We start from the raw sequence: 13,725 nt of genomic DNA, 5'->3' as shown, positions 1-13,725 counted from the left end.
CGTAAAGAAATCTACCTGTCCACAAGGTTCAGGATGTTGCCGTCCGGGTCCTTGAACCAGGCGACCTTCATTCCGTAACCGACGTGGAGATCGCCCTCCAGCGTCAAGCCCGGCATCTGATAGTGCTCGAAGGCGACGCCCTTCGTCTTCAGTTCCTTGACGATGTTGCCGATCTCGTCGCCAACCATCCAGGTTACCGCTGTCGCCTTGTTGGTTCCGGCAAATTGAGAATGATAGACGTTGAGGGTGGTATCGCCGCTTTTGTAGACGATCAGTTCGCCGCCCTCATCGTGCACCTGTTTCAGGCCAAGCGTTCCCTCATAGAAAGCCTTGGCTTTCGCGAGATCCTTCACCGCGAGATTGGCCGTTGCATTGCTGTTTGCGAGCATGATGGTCTCCTTTCCTGGTTGTCGACCCCGTGCTGGTCACCGAAATAGGTCGCCGCGATCGTTTGACGACTGTCGCTCGACCTGATTGTTGGCCGCATCGGCGCTCGATTATCTGGAAGACGTTTGGCGCGGATGAAATCCGACAGGCCCCGCCGCTTTTCCAGGCACGCCAAGGCAGCCATTGCTCCACGGCTTGGTTCTGTCCGGAAACTGCATTATCTCAGGTGCAAGCTGCATCTCAGGCGCAAGCTGCGTAAGGAAAAACTGCCATGTCCGTCACCAAGGAAATCGTCACCGAGCGTCTGAAGACGGTCAACGGGCCGGATTTCACCGGCAACATCGTCGACCTCGGCATGGTTTCGGAGATTTTCATCGCCGACGGGAAGGTCTTCTTCTCGATTACCGTTCCCGCCGCTCGTGCCCAGGAAATGGAGCCGCTGCGCGCCGCCGCCGAGCGCGTCGTCAAGACAATCCCCGGGGTCGCCGGCGCGGTCGTCGCGCTGACGGCCGAGAAGAGGGGCGGCGGCATGGAGGCGCCGGTTCCGTCGCGCCCCGCACCCAGGCCCGTTCCGCCGGCTGCGCCCGCTGCCGCCGCGCCGCGTGCGGCTCCGCACGCGCCCGCCTCGCACAGTTCGGGCAAACGCGGCGTGCCCGGCATCGAGGCGATCATCGCGGTCGCCTCCGGCAAGGGCGGCGTCGGCAAATCGACCACCGCCGTCAACATCGCGCTTGGCCTTGCTGCCAACGGCCTGCGCGTCGGCGTGCTCGATGCCGACATCTACGGCCCGTCCATGCCCAGGCTGCTCAACATCCACGGCCGGCCACAGACCGTCGATGGCAAGATCCTGAAACCGATGGAGAATTACGGCCTGAAGGTGATGTCGATGGGCTTCCTCGTCGATGAGGAAACGCCGATGATCTGGCGTGGCCCGATGGTGATGTCGGCGCTGACGCAGATGCTGCGTGAGGTCGAGTGGGGTCGGCTCGACGTGCTCGTCGTCGATATGCCGCCCGGCACCGGCGACGCGCAATTGACCATGGCCCAGCAGGTGCCGCTGGCCGGCGCCGTCATCGTCTCGACGCCACAGGATCTGGCTCTGATCGACGCGCGAAAAGGCCTCAACATGTTCAAGAAGGTCGACGTGCCGTTGCTCGGCATCGTCGAGAACATGAGCTATTTCATCGCCCCCGACACCGGCAAGCGCTACGACATTTTCGGCCATGGCGGCGCACGCCGCGAGGCCGAGCGCCTCGGCGTCACCTTCCTTGGTGAGGTGCCGCTCGAGATGGGCATTCGCGAAAGCTCGGATGCCGGCACGCCGGTTGTCGTCTCCAAGCCTGACGGCGCCGAGGCGAAAATCTACCGCGACATCGCTTCGAAGGTCTGGGACCGGGTCAACGAAGAGCGTGGTGCTGCGGCAGCCGCCGTGCCGAGTATTGTGTTCGAGTGATGCCCGCTTGAGGGCTCAGCCGCCGACCTTTTCGCCGAACGACGAAAAAAACTGTCCGGCCAGTTTCTTCGAAGTCGATTCGATCAGCCGGCTGCCGAGCTGGGCGATCTTGCCGCCGACATCGGCCTTGGCCGCGTAGTTCAATATCGTGGCGTCGGGTCCGTCTGCCGTCAACGTCACGTCGGCGCCACCCTTGGCGAAGCCTGCAATGCCGCCCTTGCCTTCGCCCTGGATGGTGTAGGAGTGCGGCGGCTTCAGGTTCTTCAGCGTCACTTCGCCGTTGAACGTCGCCTTGATCGGTCCGATCTTCACCACCACGGTTGCCGCCATCTCGGTCGGCGACTTCATCTCCAGGCTCTGGCAGCCGGGAATGGTCGCCTTCAAGACTTCGGGATCGTTCAGCGCTTCCCACACTTTTTGCAGCGGTGCGGCAATGCGCTCCTCGCCTTCGATCACCAAAGCCATGAAAACCTCCCGGACAAGACTGTCCGAACCCGTAACGCACGGCTTGGTGCGTGTCTATCGCACCAAAGTCCGGTTGCGACCGCACGCCCTCTTGCCTGCTCCCGCGCGTTGCCATATCGATTTGTCTTACAAATACGGAGACCATGATGGCAGGCGCCCCTACCCATAAGAAAAAATTTCGCTCGCAGGAGTGGTTCGACAATCCCGACAATCCGGGCATGACGGCGCTCTATCTCGAGCGCTACCTCAATTACGGCCTGACGCGCGCCGAACTGATGTCCGGCAAGCCGCTGATCGGCATTGCCCAGACCGGCTCGGATCTGTCGCCTTGCAACCGCCACCATATCGAACTCGCCAAGCGCGTGCGCGAAGGCATCGTCTCGATGGGCGGCATTCCGTTCGAATTCCCCTGCCATCCGATCCAGGAGACCGGCAAGCGCCCGACCGCGGCACTTGACCGCAACCTTGCCTATCTCAGCCTGGTCGAAGTGCTCTACGGCTATCCGCTCGATGGCGTCGTGCTGACCATCGGTTGCGACAAGACGACACCGGCCCTGCTGATGGCGGCGGCCACCGTCAACATCCCGGCGATCGCCCTGTCGGTCGGCCCGATGCTCAATGGCTGGCACAAGGGCAAGCGCACCGGCTCCGGCACCATCGTCTGGGAATCACGCCAGCGCCTGTCGGCCGGCGAGATCGATTATGACGAGTTCATGGATATCGTCGCCTCGTCGGCGCCGTCCACCGGCTATTGCAACACCATGGGCACCGCCACCACGATGAACTCGCTGGCCGAGGCGCTTGGCATGCAGTTGCCGGGCTCGGCCGCCATTCCCGCGCCCTACCGCGAGCGTGGCCAGATTTCCTATGAGACCGGAAAACGCATCGTCGAGATGGTGCATGAGGATCTGAAGCCGTCCGATATCATGACGAGAGAGGCTTTCGAGAACGCCATCGTCGTCAATTCGGCCATTGGCGGCTCGACCAACGCGCCTATCCATCTCAACGCCATCGCCCGCCACCTTGGAGTCAAGCTCGACAATGACGACTGGCAGACGGTCGGCCTCAATGTGCCGCTGCTGGTCAATTTGCAGCCGACGGGCGAATACCTCGGCGAGGACTACCATCATGCCGGCGGCGTGCCGGCGGTCATTGCCGAACTGATGAAGGGCGGGCTGTTGCCGCATCCCGGCGCGCGCACCGTCAACGGCAAGTCGATCGGTGAGAACAGCGAGGGCGTTGCCAACGAAAATCCCGACGTCATCCGCTCTGTCGCCAAGCCGCTGAAGGCCAATGCCGGCTTCATCAATCTTCGGGGCAATCTGTTCGATTCGGCGATCATGAAGACCAGCGGTATCTCGCCGGAATTCCGCGAACGCTATCTCTCCAACCCCAAGGATCCCGAGGCTTTCGAAGGCAACGCCATGGTTTTCGACGGGCCGGAGGATTACCACGCCCGCATCGACGACCCGGCGCAAGGTATCGACGAGCACACCATCCTGTTCATGCGCGGCGCCGGCCCGGTCGGTTATCCCGGCGGTGCCGAGGTCGTCAACATGCAGCCGCCGGCCTATCTCATCAAGAAGGGCATCCACGCGCTCGCTTGCATCGGTGACGGCCGCCAGTCGGGCACGTCGGGTTCGCCGTCGATCCTCAACGCCTCGCCGGAAGCCGCGATCGGCGGCGGACTGGCGCTGCTCAAGACGGGCGACCGGGTCCGCATCGACCTGCGCAAAGGCACGGCCGACATCCTCGTCACCGACGACGAGATCACCCGGCGCCGCGCCGAGTTGCAGAACAATGGCGGCTTCCACTATCCCAAGCACCAGACGCCCTGGCAGGAGATCCAGCGCGGCATGGTCGCGCAGTTCTCGGAGGGGATGGTGCTGAAACCGGCGGTGAAATACCAGGATGTCGCGCACACCAGCGGCGTCCCCAGGGACAATCACTGATTGCTCCGGGGACAATTACTGATTGCTCCGGGGACAATCATTGATTCTGGATCGACGGATGGCGGCTTGAGCAAATCAGGCCGCCGTCGATTTTTCGGTCAGCGTGTTGCATCCCGGCCGGGTAGGTCTGGAACGGTCACCGTCCTTGACAAGCGCGCCCAACAAATCCACCATCCTGACAAGGGGTGCATCGCGACGACCCCGTGAGGCGTCAGCCCAACGTTCGCGTCCAAACTTCTCTTCCAAGGAGGTGGACGCCATGCCGTCAACAACCGCTATCACGGTACCGCAATTGTCCCGGCTCATCGGTCTGCCGGGCGCGCCTGTCATTATCGATGTTCGCATCGACGACGATTTCGAGGCCGATCCGCGCCTGCTGCCGGCCTCGTGCCGGCGCGATTTCAAAACCGTTTCAACCTGGGCCGCCGGGTTCGCCGGCAAGCCGGTGGTCGTCGTCTGTCAGAAGGGGCAAAAGCTCTCGCAAGGCGTCGCCGCATGGCTGCGCCATGAGGGGATATCAGCCGAATCCCTCGAAGGCGGCTTTGAGGCCTGGCGCGATGCCGGCGGGCTTCTGGTCCGCACCGCCAAAATGCCGCCACGCAATGAAAAGGGCGCCACCGTCTGGGTGACGCGATCCCGCCCGAAGGTCGACCGCATCGCTTGCCCATGGCTGATCCGACGTTTCCTCGACCCCGACGCGGTGTTCCTGTTTGTCGAACCCGCTGAAGTACTGGCTGTTGCCGACCGCTTTCAGGCCGTGCCGTTCGACATCGACAATGTGTTCTGGAGCCATCGCGGCGAACGCTGCACCTTCGACACCATGATCGAGGAGTTCGGGTTGGAATCCGGGGCGCTCGATCGCCTCGCCGCAATCGTGCGCGCGGCCGACACCGCAAGCCTCGACCTGGTACCCCAGGCGGCCGGTTTTCTGGCTGCGTCGCTCGGTCTATCGCGCATGTTCCGCGACGATCTGGAACAACTGGAAGCAGGCATGCTGCTCTACGACGCGTTCTTCCGCTGGTGTCGCGACGCCACCGAAGAAACGCACAACTGGCCGGCTGCGGGGAAACCGACATGAGCGCTCTCGTCCCGGCGGATACAGCGGAAAACATCCAGGTTCCGGCTGCACCGGCCTTCACCGAGGCCGTGAAGGTCTGGGCGAGGATCGGATTGCTCAGCTTTGGCGGTCCGGCCGGGCAGATCGCGCTGATGCACAAGGAGCTGGTCGAGGACCGGCGCTGGATCGGTGAACAGCGCTTCCTGCATGCGCTGAACTACTGCATGCTGCTGCCTGGCCCGGAAGCCCAGCAGCTCGCCATCTATATCGGCTGGCTCTTGCACAGGACGGTCGGCGGCCTTGTCGCAGGCATCCTGTTCGTCATACCGGGCGCGCTCGTCATGCTCGCCTTGAGCAGCCTCTACGTCCTCTATGGCGACATGCCGCTGGTCGCGGCGCTGTTTTTCGGGGTGAAGGCGGCGGTGCTCGCCATTGTCATCGAGGCGGTGATCCGGATCGGGAGGCGCGCCCTGAAAAACCGGGTCATGGTGTCGATCGCGGTCGCGGCGTTCATCGCCATCTATGCGTTGAATGTGCCCTTTCCGCTCATCGTCCTGTTCGCCGGCCTGACGGGATGGCTGGGAGACCGCGTTGCTCCCGGCCTGTTTTCCGGCTCGACCCATGGCAAGGACGATGTTGCCGACTTCAAGGGAGCGGTCGACCTGATGTTCGAGCGTGGCGAACTGGCCCATGTCAAACCGACCAAATGGCATGCACCGCGCACCCTCGCCATATGGCTGCCGCTCTGGCTCGGGCCTGTTCTTTTGATCTGCTGGTTCACCGGCTCAGCAAGCGTCTGGACCGAGATAGGCCGGTTCTTCAGTCTCATGGCTGTCGTCACCTTCGGCGGCGCCTATGCGGTCCTCGCCTATGTCGCGCAAGCAGCCGTCCAGTCCTTCGGCTGGCTGGCGCCGGGTGAAATGGTCGATGGTCTTGGACTTGCCGAAACGACGCCAGGACCGCTCATCCTGGTGCTGCAGTTTGTTGGCTTCATCGCCGCGTTCCGCCATTCCGGCTCGCTCGACCCGTTGCTTGCCGGATCGCTGGGGGCGCTGCTCACCTTGTGGGTGACGTTCACACCCTGCTTTTTCTGGATATTCCTCGGCGCGCCCTACATCGAGACCCTGCGCGGCAACAAGGCACTGTCGGCCGCACTGGGCGCGATCACCGCCGCAATTGTCGGGGTGATCATGAATCTCGCTTTGTGGTTTGGCTTGCACGTCATCTTCCGTGAGGTACACGCGACGGGCCTTGGCATGAACGTGCCGGTGCTTTCGTCCATCGACTGGCGTGCGGCCTTGCTTTCCGTGGCCGCCATGGTCGCCATCCTGAAGCTGAAAGTCGGCATGCTGCCGACGCTCGCGCTATCCGCCCTTGCAGGGGTCTTGCTGGCGGCGGCTGGTTAGACAGCACCGCCTTTGTAATCCGCTTGCCCACCACCTAAGTGGGCTGGAAACGGAAGGAAACATCATGGCCGGACGGCGCTCTTCCCTCGGCTTCCTCGGAATGTTCGGCCGTTCGGGCGACTTGAGGCAGCTCGACGATGCATTGCGCGGCGCCGATCTGCATCCAGCCCTTGTGCCGGAGGGCGTGAAGCTTACCCTCGTCAATCTCATGAAGGATCGCTGGCCCGACGAGCCGCCACCGGCCACCTATGCGTCGGTGGCACAATTATGCAGCTATTGCATCGCGGGTCCCGAAACCTTCGAGCAAGCCAATGGCCGTGAGCGGACGCTGGAAGCCGAGCGCCGCATCGAGGCGGCGCTTGAAACCGGCGACAGCCTCGACGCGCAGATCGTGCTGATGACGCTGCATGCCAAGCTCATCAACGCTGAAGTCGTCGACCGATACGGGCTCAGCGCGGAATGACGCGAAAGGCAAGATCTGCCTGATTCTCCCGCGGCAGCCGAGCCGTTCAGGCCCGGCTCAGGCCCGGCTGATCTCCTCGAGATACCAGCCGATGTAGCGCAGTTCGTTGTATTCCATCGGCGCGATAGGTCCGGGCACGAAATAGTGCGAGCGCACGCCGCGCGCGGTGTGCTCGATGATCTTCTTGTCCTCTTCGGTGGTGACCTTCCACAGCCAGGTCAGCTTCTCCAGATCGTAGTCCTGCCCCTCGACCGCGTCGCCGCGCACCAGCCAGATCAGTTCCATCTCGCATGTACCAGCCGTTTTCGGGATGAATCGGTAGATCATGCCGTGATCGGGATAGCAGACGAGGAAGGTCGTGCCGCCGAGATGGATGGAGGTGACGCCACCGTCATAGTCGGTGAAGCGGCCCATCAGCGGCGCAACCGGCGAGCCGTCCTGGCTGCCGCTCGAAACGCCGTCATAGAGCGCGTAGCGGAAGGTGTGGATTGCTTCCTGTCCGGCCGCCGAGTTCTGCCAGCGGTTGGCGCTGCCGATCTCGATGCCGAGTGCGCAGGTGCGCTGCTCCATCGCGGCATTGAGCTGCTCGATCATCTCGGCCGGCTTTTCCAGCGCATGTGTTTGCGAATATTCCGGATGCGCCGGCCCGCAATGGTAGCATTCGACATAGTTCTCGACGGCGAGCTTCCAGTTGGCGTCGAGCGGATAGGACTGACGATACGCCACCTTGGCGTCGCCCCAGCCATATTGGCCGCAGCTCGTGCGCAGCGACTGTTCGATCGGATCGAAATCGAGCGGCGTCTCGGCAAAGGAAATGAAGACCAGCCCGGAGGCGACGCGGACATGAAGCTTCTTCAGCCCGTGCGCCGAGCGGTCGAAATCCTTTGGCATCAGGCGGGCAGCGCGCAGCGATCCGTCATTGGAATAGGCCCATGCGTGGTAGGGGCACACGAACATCTTCGCGTTGCCCTTCTCCTTGGTGCAGACCTCGGCACCGCGGTGGCGGCAGACATTGAGCATGGCATGCACGGTGCCATCCATGCCGCGTGTCAGGATGACTGCCTCGTCGCCCAGTTTGAACAGCTCGAAATCGCCGGGGTTAGGGATAACGCTGGCATGGGCCAGGCAATGCCAGTGGCGGCGAAAGACACGTTCCATGTCGCGCTCGAAGATCGCCGGGTCATGATAGAAGGCACGCACCAGGCCGTGGCCTGGGCGATGAGATGCCACCAGCCGATCGATCGCGTCGCCATCGGCGGGGGCTTGCTGGATAGGATGCACACTCATTTGTCATTCTGCCCGATGGTTGGTCGTGTATGGCTGTATGGCTGCACGAATTCGTCTCCGGTCAGCCGCCCATATGCGTGCGCGGCAGGTGGATCAGGTTGCCGAAGCGGGCACGCAATCTGTCGTCGACCTGTTTTGGCACGTGGCGCGGAAATCGTTCGGCAAGAATGCGCTTCTTCTCGGTGATCGCACGCAGCAATATATCAGGCCGGCCTTTTTCGTTCCATTCCTTCGGCGAGGACCGATCGCCGAGGGCAGGATAGAAGTGCTCGGTCTGCATCAGCTTGAGCGTTTGTTCGTTGTCGAGATAGTGGCCCGGACCCTTGAGGCAGACCTCGGCGATGCTGTCGATCGACAGGGCCTCGTCAGTCACGTCGATGCCACGCGCGCAGCCCAGGCAATGACCGAGCATGTCGTTGTCGATGACCAGGCTCTCCAGGCAGAAGCCGAGCAGCGAGGCATGCATGCCGGCCGCCTCGTAGACGAGGTTGAGGCCGGAGAGGCCGGCCATCACATTGGTGATGCCTTTTTCGTAGCCGGACTGAATATCGGGCAATTTCGAATCAGTCATGCCGGCGGCGGAGCCGCCGGGCAGGTCGTAGAATTGCGCCATCTGGGCACAGGCCGCCGTTGCCACCGACTGCTCGGCCGACCCGCCCGCCATGGCGCCGGTGCGCAGGTCCGACATGAACGGCCAGGCCCCGAAGATCGCCGGATGGCCGGGCTTGAGCGCGTTGACATAGACCAGGCCGGCCAGCACTTCGGCCACCGCCTGCACGACGGCGCCGGCCATCGCCGCGGGTGCCGTGGTGCCGGACTGGCCGGTCGACAGCAGCAGGATCGGGATGCCGCCTTCAACGCAGGCCTCAAGCACGCCGCAGGCATCCTCGGCGAATTTCATCGGCGGCACGACGAATGAGTTGGAGTTGGAAACGAATGGCCGGGCGCGGAAATTCTCCTCGCCGCCGGCGATGGCGTACAGCATTTCAAGCGCAGGCTTCACGTTCTCACGCACGGTGAAGGATGTTCCGACGTGCTTCGATGTTCCCATCACACAGGCATAAAGCGTGTTGAAATCCATCTCGAGCGGATCGGCGATGTCGCGCGCCACCATCGGCCGCTGGAAGAAATGGATGTTGTCCAGCCCATCGACGATGCGGGCGGCATCATAAATATCCTGCAGCTTGGACTCGCGGTACTCGCGCTTCTCCAGATCCACCAGGTGCACGGCGATGCCTGCCGTGCCGTAGTGCACGCGCTTGCCCTGGACCACCATATCGTGCCTGGGATCCTGGCCATGAAGCGTGAAATGTCGTGCCGCCCGCTTGATGGTGTCGAGCACGAGCGCGCGCGGAAAGCGGACCCGGCCATCGTCGCCATGGACCGCCCCCACCTTGGTCAGCACCTTTATGCAGGAAGGAATGGCGTTGGCGAAGCCCACTGTCTCCAGGAGCGTCAGCACGCCCTCGTGGATACGCTCGCGGTCATTCCCGCGCAGCGGCCCGTAGCCGCCGCCCTCGATGCCCTTGTGCTGTGGTCTGGTATCCTCCACCAGGGGAGATGATCGCATGGCATGTCCTGTTTCGCGAAGACCGGAGCGCTGCGGACGACGGTTCGCCGGCGTGTCCTGCTGTTCGACAGCCACTGGCATGGAAGCACTCCACCTTCGTCGGCAGGAACTCGTGGCGGTTGGCCCACCATCGGCCTGCTTCTTCCCCTGAAGCCGACTATGCCGCCGGCACTGGCCCATCCTATGGGCCAGCTGGCCCAGTTCCATGTGCCAGAACTAAAATACCGGAGCCGCTGCGAGCGGCTCCGGTCACGAGAGATCGGCGATGGATCAGGCAGCCGCGGGTCTGCGTCCGGCGGCCGTGGCCAGTTCGCGAATGCCTGGCTCGATGTGCTGCAGTGCGATCGACGAGATGCCCAGCCGCATGAAACGCGAAGGCTTTTCAGTGCGATCGAAGAAACGGTCGCCTGGCTCGATGATGACGCTGCGCGAGGCGGCTGCCTCGGCCAGCCCGCGCGAATCGGTGCCGCGCGGCCCTTCGAGCCACAGCGACGTGCCGCCGGCCGAATCGGTCGAGCGCCATTCCGGCAGGAAGGCGGAAATCGCATGGACCAGCCGCTTGCGCCGCTCATCGAAGGCTGAAGACAGCCGCCGCACCAGCGCCTCGTGGTGGCCGAGCGACAGGAACAGCGCGACGGCGCGCTGATTGTTGGCCGGCGGGTGACGCAGCATGAAGCGCCGCAGGGCCCGCAGCTCGGAGATTAGTCCAGCGGACGCCACGATGTAGCCGAGCCGCAGGCCGGGAGCCAGCGTCTTGGACATCGAGCCGACATAGACGACGCGGCCGGAGCGATCGAGGCTCTTCAGTGCTTGCTGCGGTGCCTCGTCGAGAAGCTGGCTGTCATAGCCGTCCTCGATGATGATCTGGTTGTAGCGGTTGGCGCGCGCCAGAAGATCCTGCCGCCGCTCGGCCGACAACGGCACCATGGTCGGGCAATGATGGCTTGGCGTGACGAAGACGAACCCGGAATCGTTGGCAATAGAAGCAGTTACGATGCCGGACTGGTCGACCGGCACCGGCTGTATCTCCGCGCCCGCAAGGCGGAAGATCGAGCGGGCGTCGGGGTAGCCGGGGTCCTCCATCGCCACCTTGGAGCCTTTGGACATCAGCAGCGTCGCAAGCATGTAGAGCGCGTTCTGGGCGCCCAGCGTGACGATGATCTCGTCCGGGTTGGCGAAGATGCCGCGCCGGGGCAGGAGCCGCGCCTGGATCTGCTCGATCAGCAGCGGATCGTCGCGGTCGACCATGTCGGACGCCCAGTTGCGGATTTCCAGCACGGCAAGCGCCATGCGGTTGCACTCGCGCCACTCGGCGGTCGGGAACAGCGCCGGGTCGAACTGCCCGTAGACGAAAGGGTAGGACGACTTGATCCAGTTCTCGTGCTTGGCCGGCGGCGGCATGTCGCTTGCGGCGATCTTGCGGCGTGCTTTCCAATCGATCTCGTTGGCCTGGTCGGGCGCCTTCTGGTGCGGCTTGGCCGGTGTCGCCAGCACATCGGGATTGACGAAATGGCCACGCCGCTCGCGCGCCACCAGGAAACCCTGGTCGACGAGCTGCTGGAACGCCAGCACCACGGTTCCGCGCGCCACGCCGAGTTTTTCGGCCAGGATTCGGCACGAAGGGAGCGGCATCGAAGCGGCGATCTGGCGGTCGAGAATGGCGGCTACGATGGCCTGGCGGATCTGCGCCTGCAGGGTTTGGCCGGATTCAGCCGAAATCCGGAACAGGCCGGACCATATCGCCGTGTCGTTTCGCTGTGGCATGGGAGATTTCCTCGATGGCCAGCCTTTTTCGCTTGGCTGGACCAGCCGAACGTAACCGTGGCACAAGGGGTTGCGCCAATCAATTTTTCTGATCGTTGGGATTTATGCCAGTGATCCTTCACGCCATTTTGATGCTGCGCTGTCCGCTGACTGCGTGACTCCGTGCGTCATCGCTGCGCATTGAAACGGGCGGAGTTCGGCCCGATAGATTGTCGCGACGACACGCGCCGGAAACATCCGGTCCGTAATGATGGCTCGAGGTCTCGGAGTTTGGCAGTGGATCAATCGTCCTTTCAAAAGCAGCTCGCAGCGTTGCGCGATCATCGCGCCGCCGCGCCCGCCAGCATGCGCCAGGCCTTCGCCGCCGATCCCAAGCGGTTCGTGGAATTCTCCGCCACCGACGGCGATCTGCTGCTCGACTGGTCGAAATGCGCGGTCGACGCGACCACCATGGATCTGCTGGAAAAGCTCGCCCAGGCCGCCGATCTCGAAGGCCGCCGCGCCGCTATGTTCGCCGGCAAGAAGATCAACGTCACCGAGGACCGTGCCGTGCTGCACACGGCGCTGCGCAACCTGACCGGCAAGGGCGTCACTGTCGATGGCCAGGATGTCAAGGCTGACGTCATCGCCGTGCTCGACGCCATGGGCGCCTTTGCCGATGCCGTGCGCTCCGGCAAGGCGGCCGGCGCCACCGGCAAGAAGATCACCGACATCGTCAACATCGGCATCGGCGGTTCCGATCTCGGCCCGGCCATGGCGACGCTGGCGCTGGCGCCCTATCATGACGGGCCGCGCGCGCATTACGTTTCCAACATCGACGGCGCTCATATCCACGACACGCTGAAGGGGCTGTCCGCCGAGACCACGCTTTTCATCATCGCTTCCAAGACCTTCACCACCGTCGAAACGATGACCAACGCCGAAACCGCTCGGAAATGGGTGCAGGAAGCCCTGGGTAAGGAAGCGGTCGGCAAGCATTTCGCCGCCGTCTCCACCGCGCTCGACCTGGTGGCCAAGTTCGGCATCGCGCCCGATCGCGTCTTCGGCTTCTGGGACTGGGTCGGCGGCCGCTATTCGCTCTGGGGCGCCATCGGCCTGCCGGTGATGATCGCTGTCGGCCCGCGGAATTTTCGCGCCTTCCTCGATGGCGCGCATGAGATGGACGAGCATTTCCGTACCGCACCCGTGCAGGAGAACCTGCCGGCGCTGCTGGGGCTGGTCGGCTGGTGGCATCGCGTCATCTGCGGCTACCCGGCGCGCGCCGTCATTCCTTACGACCAGCGCCTGTCCAGATTGCCGGCCTATCTGCAGCAGCTCGACATGGAATCGAACGGCAAGAGCGTCACCCTCGAAGGCACGGCGGCGACGACGCCGACCGGACCGCTGGTTTGGGGCGAGCCCGGCACCAATGGCCAGCATGCCTTCTTCCAGCTGCTGCACCAGGGCACCGATTTCATCCCGGTTGAATTCCTTGCCGCGGCCGTGGGGCATGAGCCCGATCTCAAGCACCAGCATGATCTGCTGCTCGCCAACTGCCTGGCGCAGTCGGAAGCGCTGATGAAGGGCCGCACGCTGGACGAGGCCCGCGCCCAGATGCTGGCCAAGGGCATGAAGCCGGCCGATGTCGACAAGATAGCGCCGCACCGCGTCTTCTCCGGGAACCGGCCCTCGGTGACCATAGTCTACCGTAAACTCGACCCGCGCACCTTCGGCCGGCTGATCGCGCTCTACGAGCACCGCGTCTTCGTCGAGGGCACGCTTTTCAACATCAACTCCTTCGAGCAGTGGGGCGTCGAACTCGGCAAGGAACTGGCCACCGGCCTGTTGCCTGTCGTGGAGGGCAAGGAAAGTGCCGCCAAGCGGGACGCATCGACCGCTGGCCTTGTGGGATTCATCCACCATTTGCGTGGCTCGGAGTGAA

General features: G+C 63.5%; 11 protein-coding genes. 6 read left to right on the top strand and 5 right to left on the bottom strand.

All coding sequences use genetic code 11. The features are described from left to right. Positions 1 to 11 precede the first annotated feature (11 nt). A complete protein-coding gene (locus NKJ67_RS00865) occupies positions 12 to 389 on the bottom strand; it encodes a VOC family protein (protein WP_127267006.1) in 378 nt (125 codons plus the stop codon). Between the two features lie 269 nt (positions 390 to 658). On the opposite strand from NKJ67_RS00865, the gene NKJ67_RS00860 reads away from it, so the two are divergent. Next, positions 659 to 1,840 (top strand): Mrp/NBP35 family ATP-binding protein, encoded by a 1,182-nt coding sequence (locus NKJ67_RS00860; protein ID WP_352580137.1) that lies wholly within the window; start codon positions 659 to 661, stop codon positions 1,838 to 1,840. A gap of 15 nt (positions 1,841 to 1,855) precedes the next feature. On the opposite strand, the gene NKJ67_RS00855 is transcribed toward NKJ67_RS00860, so the two are convergent. Further along, positions 1,856 to 2,305 (bottom strand): SRPBCC family protein, encoded by a 450-nt coding sequence (locus tag NKJ67_RS00855; RefSeq protein ID WP_127256475.1) that lies wholly within the window; start codon positions 2,303 to 2,305, stop codon positions 1,856 to 1,858. Between the two features lie 146 nt (positions 2,306 to 2,451). Between NKJ67_RS00855 and NKJ67_RS00850 the strand changes: the two genes are divergently transcribed. From NKJ67_RS00850 to NKJ67_RS00835, 4 genes are all read left to right on the top strand, one after another. Continuing rightward, positions 2,452 to 4,257 carry an IlvD/Edd family dehydratase gene (locus NKJ67_RS00850; RefSeq protein WP_023811496.1) on the top strand — a complete coding sequence of 602 codons (1,806 nt, stop codon included), beginning with the start codon at positions 2,452 to 2,454 and terminating at the stop codon, positions 4,255 to 4,257. Positions 4,258 to 4,516: 259 nt separating this feature from the next. Then, complete coding sequence (locus NKJ67_RS00845) at positions 4,517 to 5,335, top strand: chromate resistance protein ChrB domain-containing protein (RefSeq protein WP_352580136.1); 819 nt, start codon at positions 4,517 to 4,519, stop codon at positions 5,333 to 5,335. Continuing rightward, entirely contained in the window at positions 5,332 to 6,720 is a 1,389-nt protein-coding gene (gene chrA / locus NKJ67_RS00840) for a chromate efflux transporter (RefSeq protein WP_352580135.1), read from the top strand. The genes NKJ67_RS00845 and chrA overlap by 4 nt, the downstream gene beginning before the upstream one ends. 64 nt (positions 6,721 to 6,784) lie before the next feature. Continuing rightward, a complete protein-coding gene (locus NKJ67_RS00835; RefSeq protein ID WP_027039663.1) occupies positions 6,785 to 7,183 on the top strand; it encodes a hypothetical protein in 399 nt (132 codons plus the stop codon). Between the two features lie 57 nt (positions 7,184 to 7,240). Here NKJ67_RS00835 and NKJ67_RS00830 read toward each other — a convergent pair whose 3' ends face one another. From NKJ67_RS00830 to pdxR, 3 genes are all read right to left on the bottom strand, one after another. Then, a complete protein-coding gene (locus tag NKJ67_RS00830; RefSeq protein ID WP_352580134.1) occupies positions 7,241 to 8,470 on the bottom strand; it encodes an aromatic ring-hydroxylating oxygenase subunit alpha in 1,230 nt (409 codons plus the stop codon). Between the two features lie 61 nt (positions 8,471 to 8,531). Continuing rightward, on the bottom strand, positions 8,532 to 10,121 hold the full coding sequence (locus NKJ67_RS00825; protein WP_352580133.1) for a trimethylamine methyltransferase family protein: 1,590 nt from the start codon (positions 10,119 to 10,121) through the stop codon (positions 8,532 to 8,534). Positions 10,122 to 10,310: 189 nt separating this feature from the next. Further along, entirely contained in the window at positions 10,311 to 11,804 is a 1,494-nt protein-coding gene (pdxR, locus tag NKJ67_RS00820) for a MocR-like pyridoxine biosynthesis transcription factor PdxR (protein ID WP_352580132.1), read from the bottom strand. Positions 11,805 to 12,074: 270 nt separating this feature from the next. Here pdxR and pgi point away from each other — a divergent pair, with 270 nt between their 5' ends. Then, positions 12,075 to 13,724, top strand: coding sequence for a glucose-6-phosphate isomerase (pgi, locus tag NKJ67_RS00815; RefSeq protein ID WP_502905157.1), 1,650 nt, complete (start codon positions 12,075 to 12,077; stop codon positions 13,722 to 13,724). The last annotated feature ends 1 nt before the right edge of the window (position 13,725 follow it).

The sequence above is a fragment of the Mesorhizobium sp. M0088 genome (assembly GCF_040322895.1).
In the GTDB taxonomy this organism is placed as follows: Bacteria; Pseudomonadota; Alphaproteobacteria; order Rhizobiales; family Rhizobiaceae; genus Mesorhizobium.
This window is presented reverse-complemented; position numbering and strand designations above follow the sequence as displayed.